The organism is Kitasatospora sp. NRRL B-11411 (genome assembly GCF_000721345.1).
GTDB lineage: Bacteria > Actinomycetota > Actinomycetes > Streptomycetales > Streptomycetaceae > Kitasatospora > Kitasatospora cineracea.
In genome coordinates this window covers 18,931-33,228 of sequence record NZ_JOGH01000075.1, presented here as the reverse complement: position 1 = coordinate 33,228, position 14,298 = coordinate 18,931, and the positions used below count along the sequence as shown (strand labels likewise).

The window sequence follows — 14,298 nt, the reverse complement described above, 5'->3', positions numbered from 1 at the left end:
ACCCCCGCCCGGCCCGCGCCCACCCCGGACGCGGCGCCACCGCCCGCGCCGACGCCCAGCGCCACGCCGACCACCCCCGCGCCGAGCCCCACACCCAGCGGGCCCGCACCCCGGGCGGTCGTCCACCTGCCGCCGCCCCCGCTGCCCGCCCCGGCACCGCGGCACCACGGCACCCCGACCACCACCAGGATGCTGGTGGTCACCGTCCCCGCCGTGCTCGCAGCCGCCGCGCTGCGCCCGCGCGGGAAGTCCGGCGGCGCCGGGCGCCGCGGCCGCTCCTGACGCACCGTCAGGCAACCGAACCGTTCCGCGTGGGCGAGGCCCCGCGAAGCACCGTTCCGGCCGGACCCTCCGGGCCGGACAACCCCAACAGTTCAGGAGAGGACCCGTCATGTCCGAATGGCTGGCACTCGCCCTCGCAATGGCCGGGGCATGCCTGGTCGTCGTCGTGGTCGTGCTGGTGAGACACCGCAAGAGCGACCGGGACGAGGACACCTCGGAGACGCCCGACGTCATCGAGTACATCACCATGATGATCGGCGTGGTCTACGCGATCGTGCTGGGCCTGGCGATCGCCGGCGTCTGGGAGTCCCGGTCCGCCGCGCAGGACGACGTGCAGGCCGAGGCCCAGTCGCTGCACGAGGTCAGCGCCCGGGCCGAGGTGTTCCCCGCCGACTACCGCGGCGTGGTCGAGAAGGACGTCGACAACTACGTCTCGTTCGTGGTCAACACCGAGTGGCACTACATGCGCACCCACGGGGAGATCAGCCCCGAGGGCACCGAACTGCTCGCCAAGCTGCGCACCGACGTCGCCGAGCGGGCGCCGCAGAACGACATCGAGGCGCAGGCGTACCAGGCGATGATGGACAAGATCGCCATCGCCGACGAGACCCGCACCTCGCGCGGCGGCAACGTCGGCCCGACCATGCCCGGAGTGGTCTGGTTCGGCCTGGTGATCGGCGCCGTGGTGACCATCGGCATGCTGTTCGCGCTCCAGATCGGGCGCTCGCGGCGGGAGTTGATCCTGGCCGGCACGTTCAGTGCGCTGATCGGGTTCCTGCTGTTCCTGATCTGGGACTTCGACGACCCGTTCGGGCGCGGCGTCTCGGTGACCACGGACCCGTTCCTCAACCTGTTCCCGTTCCTCGGCAGCTGAGCGGCCGTCGGTTCCTCCGGCCGGTTGCAGGTGTCCGGTTCGCTGCGCCAACTGCCGCTCCGGTGAACGGAACTGACTGGACATCCGGAACATCGGGTGGCGCGAGCCGTGCCGGAGCGGTTCGCGCACTACGCTGGGAGGAGCCGCCCGCGATGCCGACGGGGGTCCTGCTGCGGGCGGCCGACGGGGAGCCCGCGCGGGCCGCCGCCCCGGGCGGCGACGCGGGCGCTACGGGGGACAGCGCGAAGGGGAAGCACGACATGGGGGAACACCAGGCGAACCGCACCGCGTCCGACACCGGGTGCGGCGCGGGAGCGCCGGACTCCGGACGCGGCACGGCGGCGGACTCCGGGCACCGCACAGCGGCGGACAAGGCGGTCAAGGCGGGCAAGTACGCGCGGGTCGAGCGGGAGCGCCGGTTCCTGCTCGACCGGCTGCCCGCCCCCGGCGCCGTCACCGTCGCCCGCCGGATCACCGACCGCTACGTGGAGGGCACCCGGCTGCGGCTGCGCCGGGTCGAACGGCTCGACACCGGCGAGTGCACGTACAAACTCACCCAGAAGGTGCCCGTCCCGCCGGGCGAGCCCGGGGCGGTGCAGGGCCTGATCACCAACCTGTACCTCTCCGAGCAGGAGTACGCCCGGCTGCGGGCCGCGCTGCCCGGACCCGAGCTGACCAAGACCCGGCTGAGCGTGCCCCCGCTCGGGGTCGACGTCTTCGAGGGCCCGCTGCTCGGACTGGTGCTGGCCGAGGCCGAGTTCGAGACCGCCGAGGATGCAGAAACGTTCGTCCCGCCGCCCGGCTGCGTCGCCGAACTCACCGACGACCGCCACTTCACCGGCGGCCGGCTGGTCCGCACCGGCCGGGAGGAACTCCGCGACGGCCTCGCCGGGTACGGCGTCGCCCTGCCCTGAGCCCCCGGGCACCGGGCCTTCGGGCACCGGGCCCCCGGGCACCGGACCCTCGGGCCTTGGGGGCGGTGACGGCCGACCGCCCCGGACGAGGGGCGGTCGGCCGCCGGGCGGCTACGGCTTCAGGTGGCGGGCGAAGAAGCGGCCCGCGGCGTCGCCCGCGTGCGCGGGGACGCCGGTGTGGCCGCCCATGTTGGCGCTGAGCGACTTCTCCGGGGAGGCGAAGGCGTCGAACAGGTCGAGGGAGGCCTGGCGGTCGTTGCCCTCGTCGTCCCACTGCAGCAGGACGTGCAGCGGGACGGTGACCCGGCGGGCCTCCTCGAAGGTGGAGCGGGGGATGAGGCTGCCGGCGAAGAGGCCGGCCGCCGCGATCCGCGGTTCGACCGCGGCGAGGCGGACGCCGACGGAGATCACGCCGCCCGAGTAGCCGACCGGGCCGGTGAGTTCGGGCAGCGCGAGCAGCGCGTCGAGCGCCGAGCGCAGCTCCGGGACGGCCTGGTCGACGAGCGGGAGGACGAGGGCGTCGATGAGCTCGTCGCCGACGGGGTCGCCGGCCTCCATCGTCCGGCGCAGTTCGGCGCGGGCCAGGTCGAGGGCGGGGACGCGGGGGCGCTCGCCGCAGCCGGGGAGTTCGAGGGCGGCCGAGGCGAAGCCGTCCGCGGCGGCGTGCCGGGCGCGGTCGAGCAGGCGGGGGTGCATGCGGCGCAGTCCGAGCGTGGGGTGGCCCAGCAGGATCAGCGGGACCGGGGCGTCGGCGGTGGCGTTCGCGGGCGTCCACAGGACGCCGGGGATCCCGTCGAGGGTGAACTCGCGTTCGCGGACGCCGCCGTCGGGGCGCCGGTCGTCGGCGTGCCGGTCGTCGGGGTTCCGGACATCGGCGTGCTGCCGGTCATCGGCGTGCCGGTCGTCGAGGTACTGGTCGGAGGTGAAGTGCACGGTCGTGCCTTTCGGGAGAGCTGGTGAACGGCGCTCCCGGACGACCTACCGTCCGACCGTGGCCTCGGAGGGGAGCACCCACGTCGATACTGCGTCCACGGGTACCACCTCCTCGTTCTCTCGCACGGCCTCGCCGAAGGTAGCAGTGCGGGTGCCGGTCCGCCAAGCGCGGCCGGGCGGCGGGGCGGGCCGCCGGAGGTGAGATCTACAGGGAAACTGTACATTCGGCGGGCGGAAACCTAGGCTGGACCGCATGAGCGAAGACTCCGAACCGGCGGCCGAGCCCGCGCCGTCCGCCGTGCGCGCCTCGCAGCGGGTCCGGTCGGTGATCGGCAAGCTGCGCCGCCGGATCCGGGCCGCGGCCGGGACGGGGGACTTCACCCTCACCCAGGCGTCCACCGTCGGACGGCTGCTGGACAGCACCGGCGGCCTCACCACCAGCGACCTCGCCGTCGCCGAGGGGATGCGGCACCAGTCGATGGCCACCACCATCGCCGCGCTGGCCGCCGAGGGCCTGGTCGAGCGGCAGCGCGACCCCGAGGACGGCCGCCGGCTGCTGATCGCCCTCACCCCCGAGGGCCGGCGCCGCGCCGAGGAGGGCCGCCGGGCCCGCGGCGAGTGGCTGGCCGCCGAACTCCAGCGCAAGTGCACCGAGGAGGAACGGCAGACCGTGATCGCGGCGATGGCCGTCCTCGAACGACTCGTGCAGGACTGACACCCCCGTCTCCCACACCCCTCACTCCTCACCCTCCCCCCCCACGCAACCACCGAGCGGCAGAAGCACCATGACCGAACGTGAGACCGTCGCCACCGCCACCGCCCCCGGCAAGCCCGCCGAGGCGGCCGCGATCGACCGCCGACTCGTGCCCCCGATGGTGCTCGGCTCCGTCCTCAACCCGATCAACTCCACCATCATCGCCGTCGCGCTGGTCCCGATCGGCGCCGCCCTCGGCGCCTCGCCCGCGCAGACCGCCTGGCTGGTGTCCGCGCTGTACCTGGCCACCGCGCTCGGACAGCCCGTGGTGGGACGGCTGATCGACCTGTTCGGGCCGCGCCGGCTGTTCTTGGCCAGCACCTCCCTGGTCGGCGTGGCCGGCGTCGTCGGCACCCTCGCCCCCGACCTCGGGACGCTGATCGCCGCCCGCGTCGTCCTCGGCTTCGGCACCTGCGCCGGCTACCCCGCCGCGATGGCCCTGCTGCGCGCCGAGGCCCGGCGCACCGGGCAGGGCAGCCCCGCCGGAGTGCTCACCCTGCTCGCCGTCGCCAACCAGACCGTCGCCGTGATCGGCCCGCTGCTCGGCGGGCTGCTCACCGGCCTCGGCGGCTGGCGCAGCACCTTCGCGCTGAACATCCCGCTGTCGCTGCTCGCCGTCACCCTCGGCGCGCTCCGCCTGCCCAAGCAACTGTCCGAGCGGGAACCGGAGGAACGTTCCTCCGACGCCCCCGGCCCGCTGGGGCGGATCGACCTGCCCGGGATGGCGCTGTTCGCCGCCCTGCTGCTCTCGCTGCTGCTGTTCCTGATGCACCCGCACGCCGACCGCTGGTACCTGCCGCCGCTCACCCTCGCCGCCGCCGTCGCCTTCACCGTCCGCGAGCGCCGCGCCGCGCACCCGTTCATCGACGTCAAGGTGCTCGGCGGCAACACCCCGCTGCTCGCCACCTACGCCCGCGCGCTCGCCGCGTACGTCGTCGCCTACGCCTTCCTGTACGGCTTCGCGCAGTGGACCGAGGAGGGCTTCGGGCTGTCGCCGCTGCAGGCCGGGCTGGTGCAGGCGCCGACCTTCCTGGTCGGGATCGGGGTCTCGGTGCTGGCCGGGCGGCGCGGCGGCATCCGGGCGATGCTGCTGACCGGCGCGGTCGGCCAGATCGCCGCCTGCCTGCTGATGCTCGCCCTCGGCGGGCACAGCCCGCTGTGGGAACTGCTGGTGCTGGCCGTGGTGTTCGGCATCCCGCAGGGCGCCAACGGGCTCGCCCTGCAGAACTCCGTCTTCCTCCAGTCCGACCCGGCCCGCACCGGCTCCTCCGCCGGGCTGCTGCGCACCTTCGCCTACCTCGGCTCGATGGTCGCCGCCGCCGCGACCGCCGCCGCGTACGGGCCGCACGCGGGCACCGCGGGCATGCACCAACTGGCCTGGATCATGCTCGCCGCCGCTGTGCTGTTCCTGCTGCTCACCGTCTTCGACCGCACCCTGCGCGGCCTGCGCACGCCTCCGGCGGCCGCCCGCTGAGCCGCCGCCGCCCGCGGAGCTGGTGGGCCGTTGCCGGGCCCGGGCGGTGCAGTTCGGGCGGCGCAGTTCGGGCGGTTCAGTTCGGGCGGGCGCCGGAGACGGCCAGGCCGTCCATGTAGTCGCGGACGTGCACCAGCAGCCCGTCCCGGACCCGCAGCACCAGCAGGCCGGGCACCGCGAAAGCGCCCCGTCCGCCCGCGAGTTCGCCCCGGACCACCTGCTCGACCACCAGCACCTCCGGATCGTCCGTCAGGTGCAGCGCGACCTCCTCGACCTCCGCCGGCCGGGCCGGGCTCGCCGCCCACGCCGCCCCGTACCCGGCCCGCACCGCCTCGCGCCCCTCGTACCGGGCCGGGAATCCCGGGAAGCGGAACGGGAACTCGTGCACCCCGTCCGGCGCGTACAGCTCGGCGAGCGCGTCCGCGTCCATGGCGAGCATCGCCGCGCGGTAACGGGCCAGGACGGCCTGGGGAGAGGTGGCGGAGACGGGCACGGTGGAACCCCCGGACGGGTGGGCGGGACGGTCGGTGTGCCGACGAGCCTAGTGCGGGCGGCGGCGGGGCGGGCCGGAACCGCGGATCTCCGGTGCGGCAGGAATCCCCGGTGCGGCAGGATGGGGCCGTGGAACTGCCCCGGACGATGCCCGAACTCCCGGCCGCGCACGGGTTCCGGCTGCGCCGCTGGCACCCGGACGACACCGGGCTGCTCCGGGAGGCGGCGGCCGACCCGTACATCCCGCTGATCAGCACCGTCCCGGCGCCCTACACCGCGGCCGGGGCGGCGGCGTACGTGGAACGGCAGTGGCGGCGCACCCGGATCGGGACGGGCTACCCCTTCGTGATCGTCGACCCGGCGGGCCGGGCCGTCGGCAACGTCGGCCTGTGGGTGGGCGAACTGCCGCTGCGCGGCTGGGCGACGGTCGGGTACTGGGTGGTCGGGTCGGCCCGCGGGCAGGGCGCCGCCGCGGTGGGGCTGGACGCCGCCGTGGACTGGGCGTTCGGCGAACTCGGCCTGCCCGGCCTGGAGTTGTACGTCGAACCGTGGAACACCGGCTCGATCCGCACCGCCGAACGGGCCGGCTTCCGGTGCACCGGCCTGCGGCCCGCCCACCAGGAGGTGGGCGGGCAGCCGCGCGACATGTGGCGCTACGTCAGGCGGCCCGGGCCGGAGAGCTCCGGCGGATGACCGTTCCGGGGGCGGGTCACAGGTGGTGGAAGAGGGCGTGCAGCGGGGGCGGCAGCCGGTCCGGGTCGAGGGCCTCGGCGAGGAGGCGGCCGTAGCGTATCTTGCGGCCCTTGCGGGTGCCGAGGAAGCGGCGCAGGCGCTGCTGCGGGGAACGGTCGCGCTGGGCGGGCTGGCGGGCAAAGGTGCGCCAGGCGGGCAGGTCGCCCGCGGCGGCGAGGACCTGCTCGATCCGGGGGACGCCCAGGGCGCGGATGAACTCCTCCTCCAGATCGGCCGCGCAGACGAAGAACTCGTCGCCGAACGCGCCCGCCCGGTCGAAACCGCGCCGGTAGAAGCCCTGTTCGTGCTCGTCGCACAGCCCGGTCAGCCGCAGGCCCAGCCCGGACGGGCCGAGCAGCGCGGCGAACGGGCCGACGCTCATCGCCCCGCCCATCGCCACCGCGCACACGCCCTCCGCCGCCAACTCCCGCCCCAGCCGCCCGGCCAGCGCCTCGACGGCCGCCAGGTCGCTCGGCCCCTCCAACAGCACTGCCGTCCGCACCCCCGCCTCCCGGGCGAGGGCGGCGAGCCCGGCCGGAGCTACGCGCCCGACCGAATCCGGGAGCCCGGCCGGAGTCGGGGGTTCGGCCGGAGCCGCGAGCCCGACTGAATCCGGGAGCCCCGCCGGAGCTACGCGCCCGACTGAATCCGGGAGCCCGGCCGGAGCCGGGAGCCCGGCCGCGGCCCGGGCGGCCACTGCTGCGCGGAAGGCGCTCAGGTCCGTCATACCTCGATTCTGCTCTCCGCTCGCCGCGGGCCGCCCCCGGGGGCGGCGGGCCGGTCGAACGGCGGTGGGGTCCAGGCGTGGTGACGCAGGATCATCCGGGTCGCGGCCCGGGACGGGGTCAGGCGCATCGCGGCGTTGCGCAGGGCGACGGCGGGGCGGGCGGAGAGCCGGTGGCCCAACTGCCCGGCCCGGCGGGCGGCCAGGGCGACGGCCTGGCTGCGGGGGCGGCGCTCGGCGTCGTAGCGGGCCAGCGCGGCGTCCACGCCGGGGGCGGTGGCGAGGGCGGCGGCCAGCGTGACCGCGTCCTCCAGGGCCTGGCAGGCGCCCTGGCCCAGGTTGGGCGTCATCGCGTGGGCGGCGTCGCCGAGCAGCGCGATCCGACCGGAGGTGAACGAGGGGAGCGGGATGCGCAGTTCGTCGACGTCGTGGTGCAGCACGTCGCCCGGCCGGGTCGCCGCCAGCAGGGTGGGGACCGGTTCGTGCCAGTGGCCGAAGCGCCGGTGCAGCTCGGCCAGCGGGTCGGCGAACCGGGTGCCGGCGGGCAGGGCGAGGACGGCGTGCCACTCGGCCCGGCCGTCCCGGAACGCGAGGTGCCCGAACTCGGCGCCGCGGCCCCAGGTCAGCTCGAAGTCGGTGTCCAGGCCGACCGGCTGCCGGGTGACGGCGCGCAGCACGGTCGAGCCGCTGTACGCCGGACCGGGGTGGGACGGGAACAGCAGGCCGCGCACCCGGCTGCGGACGCCGTCGGCCGCGACCACCAGGTCCGCCGCCAGGGCTTCGCCGCCGTCGAGTTCGACCCGGACCGTGCCGGGCCCGGTCTGCCGCACCGCGCCGGCCGTCGCGCCGGTCCGCAGCACCCCGGCGGGCAGCGCCTCGCGCAGCAGCCGGTGCAGGGCGGCGCGCGGGATGCCCAGGATGGGGGAGCCCACCGCCCGTTCCAGCGCCGCGCCGTCCAGCCGGGCCAGCCGGCCGCCGCGCGGTGTCCGGGTGCCGCCGCGGTACTGGCCCTGCCCGGCGGCCCGCACCGCCGCGCCGACGCCGAGCCCGTCCAGTGCCCGCAGCCCGTTCGCGGCCAGCGAGATGCCCGCCCCCGCGTCCGCGAGCACGGGCGCGCGCTCCAGGACGGTCACCTCCCAGCCGACGCGGCACAGCCCGATCGCGGCCGCCAGCCCGCCGATGCCCCCGCCGACCACCACTGCCCTGCTGCCCATGACCGACCCCGTTCCTTCTACACCTGTAGAAGAACGGGACGATACCACCCGCCCGTTCCGGCCCGCCCCGCCGGAGCCGAACGGGCCCGGCGAGCAGGTGGAAGAACCGCGGGATCGGAAAGGCCCCGAGGCGTGAACCGCATCGCCGTGTTCGCCGCGCGTCCTTCGCCTTGCTTTTCGGCGGGCACGCGGATGGCGGCTGCTGAACCTGGAAGGGGGGTGTCGGGACGGTCTGCCCGACGGCCGGCGGTCTCCTCCAGTAGCGGCCAGTAGGCTGTTCGTCATCGGACCGGGGAGGTCAGCGTGGACTACGGCGACAAGCTCTTCTGGCTCTCGGTGGTGATCCAACGCAAGTACGCGCAGATCTGCGCCGAGTTCGACCTGACCCCCGCGCAGGCCACGCTGCTCTGCGCGGTCAGGGACGAGCCGCGGCGGATGGCCGACCTGGCCGCGTCGTTGGGCATGACCAAGAACGCCTTGAGCCAGCTGGTCGATCGCACCGCGCGGCGCGAGTTGGTCGGCCGGGAGGGCTCGGACCAGGACCGGCGGGTCGTCATGCTCGGTGCGACGCCCGCGGGGAAGGTGCTTGCCGAGGCCGTTTACGCCGAGGTCGCCGAGCGCCTGCCCGAGATCGCGAGGAACCTCGACGCCGACGACCGGCGCGACTTCGAGCGCGTGGTCACCGCCGTCGTGGACACCTCGGACCTCTCTTCGCCCGCCTCGAACTGACCCGTCACATCACGGGGTCCCGCCACACCCATGCCTTGACGAAGTTCATGCCGTGAACTAGTTTCGTTCACGCCATGAACTAGTGAAGGGTGGCAGTGATGAGCACTCGGAAGACCGGCACGATCGCAGTCTTCGGCGCGACGGGGCAGCAGGGCGGGGCGGTGGTCGACGCGCTGCTGCACCACGGGGCGCGGGTGCGGGCCCTGGTCCGCGACCCGCAGTCCGACCGGGCCCAGGCGCTGGCCGCCCGCGGCGTCGAGCTGGCGGCCGTCCGGACCGACGACCCCGCTTCGCTGGCCGCCGCGCTGGCGGCGGTCGAGGGGTTCTCCTTCATGACCCCGGAGGCGAACAGCCTCGAAGAGGTCGAAGCGGAGATCCGCATCGGTACCGCGCTCGTCGACGCGGCGGCCGAGGCGGGCGTCCCGCACGTCGTGTTCAACTCGGTCTTCGGAGCGGACCGGGAGCGGGGCGTGCCGCACCACGACTCGAAGCACGCGATCGAGGAGCACCTGAGGAAGTCCGGCCTCAGGGCCTCGATGGTGCGCGCGACCGCCTTCATGGAGAACTTCGCGAGCGTGCTGGCACCGAGCCTGGAACACGGGGAGATCGTGCTGCGGATGCCGCTGCCGGAGGACGTCGCCCTGAAGATGATCTCGGTCAGGGACATCGGCCGGGTCGCCGCCGCACTCCTGCTCGACACCGCGCAGGCCCCCGGCGGAGCCGTCGACCTCGTCGGCGACGAGCTGACCGGCCCCCGGATCGCCGCAGCGTTCGGCGCCCGCGCCGGGCTCCCGGCCCGGTACGAGACCCTCCCGTTGAGCGTGCTTCCCACCGAGCTCGACCGGGTGATGTTCCGCGAGTTCGCGAAGGCGGCGGAACACCCGGCGGACCCCGCGGTGGTGCGCTCCATCGAGCCGGCCGCCCTGGACCTGGTCGAGTGGATCCGGACCACCGGCTGGACCGCACCCACGAACGCAGCCGGCTCCTGAGCCTCCGGCCACGATGAACACCCCGCGATCGCGCCCACGGCCCCGGCGCTCCGGACACGGCAACGCAACCGCCAACGGCTGAAGCAGCCACGAAGCCCCTGAGGCCGGGCCCGAGGCCGACACCGGCACGCCGGTTGCCGAGAGGCGGCCGACCGACGGTGAGGTGAAGATCCACGCCGAGGAGGACCCGGGCCGCCAACCCAAAGACCTCACCGACTACACCGACTACGCCCGAGAGGCCGCCGCCCCGACCGCTGGGCCCCTACGGCGGATGGCCGGAACAGGCCTGACCGTGCCGGCCATCCGCTTCGCTACTCCGTCTCGCGAGGCCGCTCGCCGAGGACCCCCACCGGCCCCGGGGAGCGACCGGTCGAACCGAACGGACTCACCCCGGCCCGGGTCCGCCAGGGTTCAGGAACCTCCGCCCCGCCTTGCCCGGCCCGGCCTGGCCGCTCGGTTCGAAGAACTAGGAGCTGTCCGGTCGATCATGTGCGCAGCCAGAGGTAAGGCTCACCCGATCTGCTCGGCGATTGCCAGGAGGTCGGGGTGCAACCGCCTCATAGAGAGCTCAACGCCCAACAACCGGCCGTTCGGGTCGAAGTCGAGCACTGCGGCCATGTCATCGCCAGCGATCGCTTGTCGTACTGCTTCACCAGGAGCGATGGCGTCGACCAAGTAGATGTAGGCCATGCCTGCCTTGGCGTCGTACGTAACCCGCATTCTCTTCATCCCCGTCCCTCGACCGCACCGGATGCCCAACCAGTACTCCAGCTGTAGTTCGCGATCACGGCGAGTCGCTGCTCACGGCCCATAGACGAGATCCGCACCGCCACTAGCCTCAATCAACCAGGTCAGCGGACCACTGCCGAAGGGCCAGCCAGTGGTGGCCACCTGCACCCAGCCACCCGACTCATCGGTCCCTGAGTGCCACCACCACCAGCTGCGATCGTCTCCCATCCCTTCATCGGTCGGGTCGAAGTAGTACAGCCATCCCGAGAGCGTCCACGGCTCCTGATCGACGGCTGCCCTCTCCTCTGGTGTCATCGCGCGCCACTGACGCAGCCAGTCCTCGATGTCGAAGGGCTCGCCATGATCCGGTTCCGGGGTCTCGGGCGCGCACCGCTGGATGAACCAGGTCGGCAGCAGCTGCGGCCAAAGCTCCTCTGTCGGCCAGTCCCTCATCTGCGCGACCACGCACGTCAGTACCGCACGCGCATTGGCTATGACGTGGGCCGGATCCTCGGCACCGAACCGGAGGCGTACGAGAAACGGCCGGGGCTCGGCGTCATCCTCGGCCCCCGGTCCAGATCGAAGGCGTCGCAGCTCGCCTGTCGTGATTTCCACGGTCAGGAAGTATGCACCGGCCCCGACCTCGCGACATCTGGATATCAGGGGGCACGAGCCTCTACGACAGGCCAGCTGCTTGTCGGTGGTAGTGGCTGCTCCGTGCACGGGCCTGGTGTCGTCGGCGCCAGCATAACCGACTGAGTCGGTGAGCCAGGCCGCGTGGTTGCGGTGCGGCGAAGGCGGTGAAGAGTCGTCGGATCTCGCCACAGGTCAGCGGGGCGAGCCCTGGTGGCGTGGTCACGGTGGTCCGTTCGATGGCGGCCGTGACCACGAGGAATGCATGCGCGAGCATGGCCAGGGTGGTCCATCGGTGCCAGGAGGTCCAGCGGCGAACCTGGTGCTCGTTCAGGCCGGTAAGGCCCTTCGCGGACTGGAAGGTCTCTTCCACCGTCCAGCGGCGCCCGGCCACCCTGACCAAGGCGCTCAAAGGAGCGGGTCCAGCCGAGTAGCAACGGTAGAAGCCGAGTTCGCCGGTGCGCCGGTTGCGTCGAATGAGCAACGAGCGGTGACCCGCGCTGCTCGTCGGGCTGTCGATCTCTACTTGGGCCCAGTCGTAGAAGCGATGACCTTTGGCGCCGTCTCCGGCTGAGAGTCGCTGCCACGCGGTCTTCGGGAGGCAGCGGGCCAGCATGCCGGCCGTGAACACGCCCGCGCGGGTCGGGATCGGTCGCTTGCGTGAGACGGCCAGGACGTAGCCGACCTGACGGCCCTCCAGCCCGGCGCTCAGATGGGGGTCGCCGCCGTAGACCTCGTCGCCGGTGACCCATGAGGCCGTGACGCCGGTGTCCAGGGCCTGGGTGATCATCTCGGTGGCCAGGGCGGGCTTGGTGGCGAACCCCGTATGGTCCGGGATGCCTGCGGCCCGGCACCGGTCGGGGGCCTGAGTCCAAGAGCGTTGGATGTAGAGGCGACGGTCGATGGCAGCGTGCCCGACCGGGGTGGAGTAGGCGAGGTAGACGGCGACCTGGGCGTTTTCGATTCGCCCTGCGGTCCCGGTGTACTGGCGTTGCACCCCGACGCTCGCGGTGCCCTTCTTCAGGTCGCCGGTCTCGTCCACCACCAGGATGGCGTCCTGGTTGCCGAGGTGCTCGACCACGAAGTCCCTTATGTCGTCGCGGACTTCGTCGGCGTCCCAGTATGCGCGGCTGAGAAGGTGCTGCGTACCAGCCGGACTGCTGTCACCGGCATGCTCGGCGATCGTCCAGCAGTGAGCAATAGTCAATACCTGTGGATGGCTTGGTCACGCCGGCGGGTTGGCTCCCCGGATGGTCTGCCAGTGGGAGTGCGGTGTAGCTGACGTGAGGTGTTGAGCTCCTGTGCCTCGGAGGGTCACGAGCGCAGTGTGGACGGGGTCGAGTTCCTCGACCGGATGTCCGAAGTGGGCGAGGATCTGAGTCAGTTCCAGGTCGATGGCTTCTGCCGAGTCGCGGATTCCGTCGAAACGGGCACCGCGGCGTACGGGCCCGAGCATGCAGCGCACGGTGGCGGTGGCTTCGGCCGGGCTCACGATGGTGACCTGATCGATCGCCAGTTCAACCTCGACCACGTGACTGCCGGGGTTGAGGGGCTCGGTCATGCCGCCGCCTCGGTGCGCTCGACCAGGATGCCGTTCTCGAAGCGGGCGCCGGAGCGGACCAGGGCGACGAGGTGGGCGCCGGTGATCGCGCGCCGGCGTCGCTGGGCGGACTCGACGAGCTTGAACACCATCGCCAGAGCCGCGGCGGGGCTGCCGGCGCCGCGGGTGACCTTGGTCCGCAGCTTGACCGTGGAGAACGTCGACTCGATCGGATTCGTGGTCCGCAGGTGGATCCAGTGCTCGGCCGGGAAGTCGTAGAACGCCAGCAGCTCCTCCGCGTCGCCGGTGATCCTCGCGACGGCCTTCGGGAACTTCGCGCCGTAGGTGCGCGCGAACGCCTCGATGGCCCTCTCCGCGCGGGCGCGGTCCTCAGCGTTGTAGATCTCCTGCATCGCCTTGCTCGCGCCGGGCTGGGCGGACTTCGGCAGGGCGTTCGTGACGTTCCGCGATTTGTGAGCCCAGCATCTCTGGTGGCGGGCTGCGGGGAACACCTCGACCAGGGCCCGCCACAGTCCCATCGCGCCGTCACCGACGACGAGTTCGGGGTCGTGCATGCCGCGCCGGCGGCAGTCTCGCAGCAGGTCCGCCCATGCTTCTGTCGACTCCCGTAGACCCTCCGCGAGCGCGATCAGTTCCTTGGTCCCGTCGAGGCGCACCCCGAGCAGGACCAGCACACACGAGTGGGCCTGTCCGAGGCGGACCTTGGGGTGGACGCCGTCGGCCCACACGTAGACGAAGTCGCGGTCCGACAGGTCTCGGCTCTGGAACGCCGTGCGGTCCTCGCCCCACTGTTTCGTCAGCCGGGTCACGGTGGCTGGCGGCAGCCCGGCGGACGAGCCGAGGAACTGCTCCAGCGCCGGTACGAAGTCCCCCGACGACAGTCCGTGGAGGTAGAGCAGTGGCAGCACCTCGGAAACCTTGGGCGACTTGCGGCACCACGGGGCCAGGATCTGCGAGGAGAACCGCTTCCGTTCGCCGGTGACCTCGTCGACACGACGGTCGTTCACGCGTGGCGCGGTCACCTCGACCGGCCCGGCCGCCGTGGCGACGGTCCGGGGGAGGTGGCGACCGTTGCGGACCACCAGGCGGTGCCCCTGCTCGTCCGTCTGCGCCGCCAACTCGGCTATGTACTGGCCGACTTCCACCTCCAACGCGGCGGCCAGCATCCTCCGGGTCCCCTCGCGGACGATCTCATCAATCAGGGAGCCGGACTCCGTCGCCCCATCGGCATTCACTACGCTGAGCACGGACGTGCCTTCCCGAC

General features: G+C 73.1%; 15 protein-coding genes and 2 pseudogenes. 8 read left to right on the top strand and 9 right to left on the bottom strand.

Going from position 1 to position 14,298, the window contains the following annotated elements:
* From IH44_RS46705 to IH44_RS48535, 3 genes and pseudogenes are all read left to right on the top strand, one after another.
* Positions 1-282 (top strand): annotated as a pseudogene (locus IH44_RS46705) (hypothetical protein); the annotation flags it as partial.
* A gap of 109 nt (positions 283-391) precedes the next feature.
* Positions 392-1,156, top strand: a complete 765-nt coding sequence (locus IH44_RS0126985; RefSeq protein ID WP_030462337.1) for a DUF4239 domain-containing protein — start codon at positions 392-394, stop codon at positions 1,154-1,156.
* Positions 1,157-1,308: 152 nt separating this feature from the next.
* A complete protein-coding gene (locus tag IH44_RS48535) occupies positions 1,309-2,070 on the top strand; it encodes a hypothetical protein (protein ID WP_232795105.1) in 762 nt (253 codons plus the stop codon).
* A 111-nt stretch (positions 2,071-2,181) separates the two neighbouring features.
* Here the strand turns inward: IH44_RS48535 and IH44_RS0126975 are convergent, their stop codons facing one another.
* Positions 2,182-3,003, bottom strand: coding sequence for an alpha/beta hydrolase (locus IH44_RS0126975; RefSeq protein WP_081967146.1), 822 nt, complete (start codon positions 3,001-3,003; stop codon positions 2,182-2,184).
* A 253-nt stretch (positions 3,004-3,256) separates the two neighbouring features.
* Here IH44_RS0126975 and IH44_RS0126970 point away from each other — a divergent pair, with 253 nt between their 5' ends.
* Together IH44_RS0126970 and IH44_RS0126965 are read left to right on the top strand one after the other, a co-directional pair.
* Positions 3,257-3,718, top strand: coding sequence for a MarR family winged helix-turn-helix transcriptional regulator (locus IH44_RS0126970; protein ID WP_030462334.1), 462 nt, complete (start codon positions 3,257-3,259; stop codon positions 3,716-3,718).
* A gap of 70 nt (positions 3,719-3,788) precedes the next feature.
* Positions 3,789-5,231 carry an MFS transporter gene (locus tag IH44_RS0126965; protein ID WP_030462333.1) on the top strand — a complete coding sequence of 481 codons (1,443 nt, stop codon included), beginning with the start codon at positions 3,789-3,791 and terminating at the stop codon, positions 5,229-5,231.
* 76 nt (positions 5,232-5,307) lie between these two features.
* Here IH44_RS0126965 and IH44_RS0126960 read toward each other — a convergent pair whose 3' ends face one another.
* Positions 5,308-5,724 carry a nuclear transport factor 2 family protein gene (locus tag IH44_RS0126960; RefSeq protein ID WP_030462332.1) on the bottom strand — a complete coding sequence of 139 codons (417 nt, stop codon included), beginning with the start codon at positions 5,722-5,724 and terminating at the stop codon, positions 5,308-5,310.
* Positions 5,725-5,852: 128 nt separating this feature from the next.
* Here IH44_RS0126960 and IH44_RS0126955 point away from each other — a divergent pair, with 128 nt between their 5' ends.
* Complete coding sequence (locus IH44_RS0126955) at positions 5,853-6,416, top strand: GNAT family N-acetyltransferase (protein WP_232795104.1); 564 nt, start codon at positions 5,853-5,855, stop codon at positions 6,414-6,416.
* Positions 6,417-6,432: 16 nt separating this feature from the next.
* On the opposite strand, the gene IH44_RS0126950 is transcribed toward IH44_RS0126955, so the two are convergent.
* Together IH44_RS0126950 and IH44_RS0126945 are read right to left on the bottom strand one after the other, a co-directional pair.
* A complete protein-coding gene (locus IH44_RS0126950) occupies positions 6,433-7,182 on the bottom strand; it encodes a TOPRIM nucleotidyl transferase/hydrolase domain-containing protein (RefSeq protein ID WP_081967144.1) in 750 nt (249 codons plus the stop codon).
* Positions 7,179-8,393: an FAD-dependent monooxygenase gene (locus tag IH44_RS0126945; RefSeq protein WP_051817365.1), complete on the bottom strand. Its 1,215-nt coding sequence runs from the start codon at positions 8,391-8,393 to the stop codon at positions 7,179-7,181. The genes IH44_RS0126950 and IH44_RS0126945 overlap by 4 nt, the downstream gene beginning before the upstream one ends.
* A 303-nt stretch (positions 8,394-8,696) precedes the next feature.
* Here IH44_RS0126945 and IH44_RS0126940 point away from each other — a divergent pair, with 303 nt between their 5' ends.
* Together IH44_RS0126940 and IH44_RS0126935 are read left to right on the top strand one after the other, a co-directional pair.
* Complete coding sequence (locus IH44_RS0126940; protein WP_030462328.1) at positions 8,697-9,122, top strand: MarR family winged helix-turn-helix transcriptional regulator; 426 nt, start codon at positions 8,697-8,699, stop codon at positions 9,120-9,122.
* 98 nt (positions 9,123-9,220) lie between these two features.
* The gene (locus tag IH44_RS0126935) at positions 9,221-10,111 is read left to right on the top strand and encodes an NmrA/HSCARG family protein (protein ID WP_030462327.1); all 891 of its coding nucleotides are present in this window, start codon (positions 9,221-9,223) and stop codon (positions 10,109-10,111) included.
* A 510-nt stretch (positions 10,112-10,621) separates the two neighbouring features.
* On the opposite strand, the gene IH44_RS0126930 is transcribed toward IH44_RS0126935, so the two are convergent.
* The 5 genes and pseudogenes from IH44_RS0126930 to IH44_RS0126910 all read right to left on the bottom strand — a co-directional run bounded on the left by IH44_RS0126930 (position 10,622) and on the right by IH44_RS0126910 (position 14,281).
* Positions 10,622-10,831: a DUF2283 domain-containing protein gene (locus IH44_RS0126930; protein ID WP_030462326.1), complete on the bottom strand. Its 210-nt coding sequence runs from the start codon at positions 10,829-10,831 to the stop codon at positions 10,622-10,624.
* Between the two features lie 81 nt (positions 10,832-10,912).
* Positions 10,913-11,455 carry a hypothetical protein gene (locus IH44_RS0126925; protein WP_030462325.1) on the bottom strand — a complete coding sequence of 181 codons (543 nt, stop codon included), beginning with the start codon at positions 11,453-11,455 and terminating at the stop codon, positions 10,913-10,915.
* Positions 11,456-11,516: 61 nt separating this feature from the next.
* Positions 11,517-12,668, bottom strand: a pseudogene (locus IH44_RS0126920) (IS701 family transposase); the annotation flags it as partial.
* A 30-nt stretch (positions 12,669-12,698) separates the two neighbouring features.
* Complete coding sequence (locus IH44_RS0126915; protein ID WP_030462323.1) at positions 12,699-13,034, bottom strand: hypothetical protein; 336 nt, start codon at positions 13,032-13,034, stop codon at positions 12,699-12,701.
* Positions 13,031-14,281, bottom strand: a complete 1,251-nt coding sequence (locus IH44_RS0126910; protein ID WP_030462322.1) for an IS256 family transposase — start codon at positions 14,279-14,281, stop codon at positions 13,031-13,033. The genes IH44_RS0126915 and IH44_RS0126910 overlap by 4 nt, the downstream gene beginning before the upstream one ends.
* Between the last annotated feature and the right edge of the window lie 17 nt (positions 14,282-14,298).

Bases quoted from the DNA above. Each gene is read 5' to 3' on its own strand.
- IH44_RS0126985 (WP_030462337.1), top strand. From the start codon at position 392: ATGTCCGAATGGCTGGCACTCGCCCTCGCAATGGCCGGGGCATGCCTG.
- IH44_RS48535 (WP_232795105.1), top strand. From the start codon at position 1,309: ATGCCGACGGGGGTCCTGCTGCGGGCGGCCGACGGGGAGCCCGCGCGG.
- IH44_RS0126970 (WP_030462334.1), top strand. From the start codon at position 3,257: ATGAGCGAAGACTCCGAACCGGCGGCCGAGCCCGCGCCGTCCGCCGTG.
- IH44_RS0126965 (WP_030462333.1), top strand. From the start codon at position 3,789: ATGACCGAACGTGAGACCGTCGCCACCGCCACCGCCCCCGGCAAGCCC.
- IH44_RS0126950 (WP_081967144.1), bottom strand. From the start codon at position 7,182: ATGACGGACCTGAGCGCCTTCCGCGCAGCAGTGGCCGCCCGGGCCGCG.
- IH44_RS0126945 (WP_051817365.1), bottom strand. From the start codon at position 8,393: ATGGGCAGCAGGGCAGTGGTGGTCGGCGGGGGCATCGGCGGGCTGGCG.
- IH44_RS0126935 (WP_030462327.1), top strand. From the start codon at position 9,221: ATGAGCACTCGGAAGACCGGCACGATCGCAGTCTTCGGCGCGACGGGG.
- IH44_RS0126930 (WP_030462326.1), bottom strand. From the start codon at position 10,831: ATGCGGGTTACGTACGACGCCAAGGCAGGCATGGCCTACATCTACTTG.
- IH44_RS0126915 (WP_030462323.1), bottom strand. From the start codon at position 13,034: ATGACCGAGCCCCTCAACCCCGGCAGTCACGTGGTCGAGGTTGAACTG.